This window comes from Vibrio sp. V39_P1S14PM300 (assembly GCF_009904765.1).
Lineage (GTDB): Bacteria > Pseudomonadota > Gammaproteobacteria > Enterobacterales > Vibrionaceae > Vibrio > Vibrio proteolyticus.
Genome location: NZ_WXWP01000312.1, coordinates 1 through 7,012, shown reverse-complemented (window position 1 = coordinate 7,012; position 7,012 = coordinate 1). Strand labels below are relative to the sequence as shown.

The 7,012-nt window shown below is 51.1% G+C and carries 9 protein-coding genes; 7 read left to right on the top strand and 2 right to left on the bottom strand.

Features of this window, described 5'->3' with window-relative positions; translation table 11 throughout:
- Positions 1 to 30: 30 nt before the first annotated feature.
- Positions 31 to 78 carry a hypothetical protein gene (locus tag CAG65_RS22470; protein WP_438356636.1) on the top strand — a complete coding sequence of 16 codons (48 nt, stop codon included), beginning with the start codon at positions 31 to 33 and terminating at the stop codon, positions 76 to 78.
- A gap of 491 nt (positions 79 to 569) precedes the next feature.
- On the opposite strand, the gene yihA is transcribed toward CAG65_RS22470, so the two are convergent.
- On the bottom strand, positions 570 to 1,247 hold the full coding sequence (gene yihA, locus CAG65_RS16060; protein WP_021707277.1) for a ribosome biogenesis GTP-binding protein YihA/YsxC: 678 nt from the start codon (positions 1,245 to 1,247) through the stop codon (positions 570 to 572).
- Between the two features lie 148 nt (positions 1,248 to 1,395).
- Between yihA and CAG65_RS16055 the strand changes: the two genes are divergently transcribed.
- From CAG65_RS16055 to hemN, 6 genes are all read left to right on the top strand, one after another.
- Complete coding sequence (locus tag CAG65_RS16055; RefSeq protein ID WP_021707276.1) at positions 1,396 to 2,013, top strand: c-type cytochrome; 618 nt, start codon at positions 1,396 to 1,398, stop codon at positions 2,011 to 2,013.
- Between the two features lie 196 nt (positions 2,014 to 2,209).
- Complete coding sequence (locus CAG65_RS16050) at positions 2,210 to 2,683, top strand: hypothetical protein (RefSeq protein ID WP_161454277.1); 474 nt, start codon at positions 2,210 to 2,212, stop codon at positions 2,681 to 2,683.
- Between the two features lie 73 nt (positions 2,684 to 2,756).
- Positions 2,757 to 3,395: a class I SAM-dependent methyltransferase gene (locus CAG65_RS16045; RefSeq protein WP_021707275.1), complete on the top strand. Its 639-nt coding sequence runs from the start codon at positions 2,757 to 2,759 to the stop codon at positions 3,393 to 3,395.
- Entirely contained in the window at positions 3,395 to 3,958 is a 564-nt protein-coding gene (gene yihI, locus CAG65_RS16040; protein ID WP_161454276.1) for a Der GTPase-activating protein YihI, read from the top strand. The genes CAG65_RS16045 and yihI overlap by 1 nt, the downstream gene beginning before the upstream one ends.
- Before the next feature lie 9 nt (positions 3,959 to 3,967).
- Positions 3,968 to 4,456 (top strand): DUF2489 domain-containing protein, encoded by a 489-nt coding sequence (locus CAG65_RS16035; protein WP_021707273.1) that lies wholly within the window; start codon positions 3,968 to 3,970, stop codon positions 4,454 to 4,456.
- 174 nt (positions 4,457 to 4,630) lie between these two features.
- Complete coding sequence (gene hemN / locus CAG65_RS16030; protein WP_161454275.1) at positions 4,631 to 6,019, top strand: oxygen-independent coproporphyrinogen III oxidase; 1,389 nt, start codon at positions 4,631 to 4,633, stop codon at positions 6,017 to 6,019.
- A gap of 60 nt (positions 6,020 to 6,079) precedes the next feature.
- Here the strand turns inward: hemN and ilvY are convergent, their stop codons facing one another.
- A complete protein-coding gene (gene ilvY, locus CAG65_RS16025) occupies positions 6,080 to 6,970 on the bottom strand; it encodes an HTH-type transcriptional activator IlvY (RefSeq protein ID WP_161454274.1) in 891 nt (296 codons plus the stop codon).
- Positions 6,971 to 7,012: the final 42 nt, after the last annotated feature.

Below are 7,012 nucleotides of genomic sequence, written 5' to 3'. Positions count from 1 at the left end.
ACATTAAGCGGCGTAGGGTACAGAGGTAAGATGTTCTATCTTTCAGACCTTTTGTTTCACGTTATTGGATTAGGCTGATTCAGCCGCCCCAGTCAGTATTTGACTGGGGCGTTTTTTATTGGGCCAACGCCAGAGCACCACTCCCACCTTCACTGCGCCAAGACGACTCAGCGTCCATTGCTTCATTCGCGGATACTTCCGTCACGAAATGATCGGTAATAAACCACAATTTTGTAATTTATCACCAATCACAGTTTTGTTATTTCAGAAAGAAAACTAATACCGCATTTCGGCGCGAAATGAGCAATCTAAAGATACTAACTATAAGATTATCATGATCTTACTTTGAGTCTTTGAGGCAAATAAGGAGAGGTTGAAGTGTAAAATTGCACGGTTGAAAAATCGCCGGCTTTAGTGAATCCTTAGTCACATAATAATAATTACCTCCTATTTCTCTCCCGTTGCCCCGCCAGGATGGTGGGGATTTTTATTTCTGGGGCCAGGCGATCAACAAACAGGTAAGAAAAAGCCCCACCGAGTGGCAGGGCTGGAAACGGGTTAGGGCACGCTCAGTCGGCCTGTTCATCTGCTGGCGCTTCTCCCTGCTCATCGTCGGGCGCCGCTTCTTCCAACTGCAGTGCCAGCGCGGGCGCAAACCACTCATCCAATTTGTTACGCAGAATATCGACTCCGATACCTTTGAGCGACGAGAAAGCGTCCACTTTGACGTCGCCACCAAAGGCCATCGCCGCTTCACGAATTTTCAGTACCTGAGCTTTGCGTGCGCCACTTTTTAGCTTATCGGCTTTGGTTAACAGCACCAGCACCGGGATTTGGCAGTCAACGGCCCAGTAAATCAATTGCTGATCGAGATCTTTCATCGGGTGACGGATGTCCATCAGTACCACCAGACCTTTCAGGCACTGACGTTTTTGCAGATATTCTCCGAGTGACTTCTGCCACTTTTTCTTCATTTCGAGTGGCACCTGAGCAAAGCCGTAGCCCGGCAGGTCGACGATATGACAGCCTTCGGTCACCTTAAACAGGTTGATTAACTGTGTCCGGCCGGGGGTTTTACTGGTTTTTGCCAGGCTTTTTTGGTTGGTCAGACGGTTAAGAGAACTGGATTTGCCCGCATTGGAGCGACCGGCGAACGCAACCTCGATGCCTTCATCTTCTGGCAGATGACGAATATCAGGTGCACTCGTGATGAAATGCGTGTTTTGGTAATGAATTTTTACGCTCACTGTTAACTCCATCTCGACTTTGTGTAGTCGATTGATTACTTTTTTGTGAAAATGTGTAAAATAACCGTGCTCGGCATAAGGTCGCCTATTGTACCATGAGTGGCAACGCAGAGTGGTACTGGAAGCTTGATAATTATAATGGAATGTCATGAAGAAATTAGCGCTAATCTTGAGTCTTTTAGCCAGCTGCAGTGTATTAGCCCAAGGCAGCATCGAAGCTGGTAAAGCAAAATCCCAAACGTGTGTTGCCTGTCATGGAGCGGACGGCAATAGTCAACTTGCAATGTACCCTAAACTTGCAGGCCAACACGCCAAATACATTGAGAAGCAGTTGAAGGACCTTAAGTTAGGTATGACAAGTGCTGGTAAACAAGGCCGTTACGATCCGGTAATGAGTGGTATGGCGATGCCATTGACCGAAGAAGACATGGCGGACTTGGCGGCATACTACGCTTCTCTGCCCATTTCAGGTAATACAACACCGGAAAACGTGGTGAAAAACGGCCAAGCCCTTTACACCGCTGGCGATGCTGAACGTGGTTTGACCGCGTGTATCGCTTGTCATGGCCCGCGCGGCAACGGTACTGAGCTTTCAGGTTTCCCTAAAATTTCTGGTCAGCATGCTGACTACATCAAAGCTCAGCTGCAAAAATTCCGTGATGGCGACCGCAATAACGACATGAACGGCATGATGCGTGACATCGCGAAAAAGCTGACTGACGACGATATCGAGACACTGTCTAAATACGTTGGTGGTCTGCACTAAGCCTGATTCGCTCGAGCAACGGTTACAACAAACCGCCCCGGTCCTCGACCGGGGCGGTTTGTTTTTTGACCAAGATCACATCGCTACTGGCTGCCTTGCTTCGCGACTGTCTGCTGTTCGTGTAAGAGATCCGCCATACTTGTCGGGAAAAATGTAACACGATCTTTCATAACTAATTGATTTAAATGAACTCGGTTTGAAAGGCGACAAAGAATATTATTTTTTGTGTTTGCGCTCTTGCAGGTCTAAACGGCTGAGGTACAGTAGTTCCGTCAGCAGGGAGCTGGCCACAGGATTTCAGACCAAGCAGGTCTTCAAGGATGCGGGCCATGGATGTCCGCTCGAAAGAGAAAGGATTCAGGTAAGCCAGGACGCTTACCCGATAGGGATGGTCACCTCGTCTAATGGTTTAGACAGTGAAACGGATCAGGCTCAGGATGAGCCCAGGTACAGACAGGAAGTAGCAAAAGGAAAGCCAAAATTCATCAGGATGGTGAAAAACGACACTTTTGCGCAGGGAAAGCACGAAAAACAAAAGGAATATTGGTGCACCGGAATGGGTGCAACACAGTTTCGCCACTTGATGGCATTTAGAAAGCGACGGGGTTACCTGTCGCTTTTTTTATCTCTGTTGTCACCGGTTCTCGGATTTTTTTCGCCAAACTGGTGAGAAAACACCCAATAGTGCTCCACTCTGATCGCAGTTTCTGGTATGTTGCGCATCCCTGTTTGAGGATGACCGCATGCACGATTGCCCTTTATGCCACAGCCCAGAGATTGAGTTTTATTTTCAAGACTCACGCCGCGCCTATCTTCAGTGTCAGCGCTGCGCACTGGTTTTTGTTGATCCATCTCAGCGATTGGATGCAAAGGCAGAAAAAGCTCACTATGATCTGCATGAGAACGATCCGTCGGACCAAGGCTATCGGCACTTTTTGTCGCGGATAGCGCAGCCGCTGCAAGAGCGCCTGGCGCCGCAGTCGCACGGGCTCGATTTTGGTTGCGGTCCGGGGCCGACTTTGTCGCTGATGCTCGAAGAGCAGGGGCACAAAGTCAGTCTGTACGATCTCTATTACCACCCGGATAGCGGCGTGTTGGAGCATCGTTACGATTTTATGACCGCCACGGAAGTCATCGAGCACTTATACCGGCCCGATCAGGTGTGGCAACAATGGTTGAATTTGGTTAAGCCAGGTGGCTGGATTGGTCTGATGACCAAGATGGTTATCGACGTAGAGGCGTTTGCCGGATGGCACTATAAAAATGACCCGACCCATGTGGTGTTTTTTAGTCGTCAAACGTTCCGGTATCTGGCAGAGCGGGATCAGCTCAAGCTGGAATTTATAGGCAAAGATGTAATTTTACTGAGGAAACCCCAGTAATGAGTCGCAAGAAAAAAGCAAGATCAGGCGGAAATACCGACGTCGTTGTCGTCCGTAACCGCACTCAGTCAGACGTCGAAGGCCGTCTGCGTAAACGCGATAAAAAGCGCAAAGGGCTGAAAACCGGTAACCGTAACTCGGAAGCCAAAGAGCAGCAAATGCGCCAGGCTGCGCAACAACGTGATCCGCGTTTAGGCAGCCAGAAGAAAATTCCACTGGTGGTGGAAGCGCCGAAGAAGCAGAGCAAAACTCAGCGTCGCCTGTCTGCTGAGCAGGAACTGGCTATGCTGGAGAACGATGCGCAACTGAACGTATTGCTGGAACGTCTGGACAATGGCGAAAAGCTGGGCGCTGGCCTGCAAAAGTACGTGAACGAAAAACTCGATCGCATCGAGGCACTGATGAAGCAACTCGGTCTGTACGACGAGACGGATGACGAACTGGCAAGCGAGCCGGAGTCCGAACCGGCACCCGTAGCGAAAAAATCGCCGCGTCGCGCCAGTTCCGACGACGATCTGTTGTCTCAGTTTGAAGACCTGGATCTGAACGATTTTAAAGGATAGTAAACAGTGATGAACGTAACCTTACTGGCCATTGCGGGTGGAATCATTATTCTCGGCTTAGCCTCGTACGCGGGTTACCTTCTGCTCCAACTGAAGAAGCAAAAGGAGTTGCAGCAGCAACACCAGGCTTTGGCGATTCAGAAACGCAACGCCAATATTTTTGATAATGTTCAGACATTGTGCCTGGCCGGTATTCAGGGCCAGTGCGATTTGTCGGAAATCAGCATTCGTGTCTACTGCATCATGGACTATGTCCAGGGTGATGACCGGGTCGATTTTGATCAGACCTATCCGGCGATTTCTGAGTTGTACCATATTGTCAAAGACATGGCGCGCGGTGACGATCGTCAACAACTGGCGAAGAAAGAGCGTATGCAACAGAATCTGACGCGCCAGAAAGCCGAATCTCGTCTCAACGATGCCATCGTTGAAGAGCTGAAAACGCTGCATAAAAACGTTCAGCCCCTGAACAATCAGATCAACATTCAGATGATCTGAACCGAACGCATGCTAGCTCGATCACACTACACTTAAGGGTGAGTGATCGAGCTAGCAAGTTCTGAAATTTTATACCAGAAACCTCTTTTGCTACCCGGTGTCTGTCATTCCGGTGTGGCAAAATAGCCCGTCAAAGAAGCAACGCCCGTGAGGGCCTGAACGGAAAATAGCACCATGTCGCAGCAAGTCGTAGCCAGCCAGCAAATTGTGTGGGACCAAGCCGTACTCGAGAAGTACAACTATTCCGGACCGCGCTATACCTCATACCCGACCGCCCTGGAGTTTCACGAGGCGTTCACGATTGCCGATTACGACATGGCGTGCACTCAGTACCCTGAGCGACCGCTGTCGCTGTACATCCACATCCCGTTTTGCCACAAACTGTGTTACTACTGCGGCTGCAATAAAGTGATCACCCGTCACTCGCACAAAGCCGATGAATACCTGGACGTGCTGGAACTGGAGATCCGTACTCGTGCAGGTTTGCTGCAGGGACGTACAGTGACGCAGCTGCATTTTGGCGGCGGGACACCGACTTTTCTCTCGGAAGCGCAAATCAGTCGCGTGATGAATCTGCTGCGTGATGAATTTCATTTCAGTGCCGACGCGGAGATCAGCATCGAAGTGGATCCGCGTGAAATCGAACTCACGATGCTGGACCATTTGCGTAATGAAGGCTTTAACCGTCTCAGTATTGGCGTGCAGGACTTCAACAAGGAAGTGCAGAAGCTGGTCAATCGTGAGCAGGATGAAGATTTTATTGTTGCCATGGTGGCGCGAGCCAAACAACTGGGTTTTCGTTCGACCAACTTGGATCTGATTTATGGCCTGCCGAAACAGACGCAAGCCACGTTTGCCGACACACTGAAACAGGTGCTGGCGATGGCGCCGGGCCGGTTGTCGGTATTTAACTACGCGCACATGCCGCAGCTGTTCGCTGCTCAACGCAAAATCAAGGATCAGGACTTGCCACCGGCAGAAGAGAAAATGGCGATCCTCCAGGACACGATTGCGACCCTGACCGGGGCCGGTTATCAGTTCATCGGCATGGACCATTTTGCTCGTCCGGACGATGAGCTGGCGGTGGCGCAGCGCAATGGCGTACTGCACCGCAATTTCCAGGGTTACACCACACAGGGCGACTGTGATCTGGTCGGTTTTGGTGTGTCGGCGATCTCCATGGTCGGGGACGTTTATGCCCAGAACCAGAAAGAACTCAAACACTACTACGCTCAGGTCAGTGAACAGCGCCATGCGCTGTGGAAAGGGGTCGCGCTGGACAGCGACGATCTGTTACGCCGGGAGGTTATTAAGCAGTTGATCTGTAACTTCCGTCTCGATAAACATCAGATCGAACGCCAGTTTGGTGTGCGTTTCAACCGTTATTTCGACGAAGATCTGACGCTGTTGCAGACCTTCATCGACGACCAGCTGGTGGAAGTGGATGAGCGGGAAATTCGCGTTACTCTGCGTGGCCGGCTGCTGATCCGCAATATCTGCATGTGTTTTGATAAATACTTGCGGAAGAAAGCGCGCCAGCAGCAGTTTTCCCGGGTGATTTAACCCCGCTTCCTGAAACAAGCCACGCAACTGCGTGGCTTGTTTGTATTGGTCCGGCGCCGGTTAAGGGGCAATAAACTTTCCTTCGGCCACGGTCCATAACGCTTTGATGAGCGGATTATCCAACTGCGATCGCTTGCAGCACACGCCAAGGGTAAAGGGCTTGATCGGCTCGACTTTCAGGCGCTGAATTTTTTCTCTGACCGGGCTGTTATTGATCACCACATCCGGCGCGATACCCACACCACAACCGAGCGCCACCATGCTGACGATCGCTTCATGGCCGGAGACTTGCGCGTAAATGTTCGGCCGGATCCGCATCGCTTTAAACCAGGCGTTGGCCCGCTCACGGGCCGTACCGGCTTCGGGGATGATGAACGGAATCGAATCCCAGCCGGGTGACTCCTGTTGCAACTGCTCCGCAAAGCTGCTGACGCCAATCGGTGCAATCACCGACAGGGGGACTTCGCTGATGGTCTCAAACTCCAGCCGCGCAGGCAGTTGATCCGGCTTGGCTGAGATGGCGATGTCGGCTTCATCGTTGAGTATCTTGTCGATGGCCTGCGCCGGGTCGCCGGTCGAGAGTTTAAATTCAATCAAAGGGTGTTGCAGGCGCAGCTCGGAAAGCAGTTCCGGTAAGTGGCTGTAGCTGGCCGTGACCGAGCAATAGAGACGGATTTCCCCTTTCAGTTCTGCTTCATGGCCGCTCAGCTGCGCGCTGTACTGTTGCCAGTCGTTGAGGATTTTCAGCGCCACCGGCAGCAGACGCTTGCCGGCCGGAGTGAGATCGACACTGCGATTGTCACGCAGAAATAAGCTCTGACCGGTTTCGTCTTCCAGCTTCTGGATCTGACGGCTCAGTGCCGACGGGCTGATGTGCATCGCCGATGCCGTTTTGCTGAAACTTTTACTGTCACACAGATGAATGAACATCTGCAGGTGTTTGGTGTTCATGAATAGGTCACTTTCTGTTGCATTATTTGCAATAACTAATTG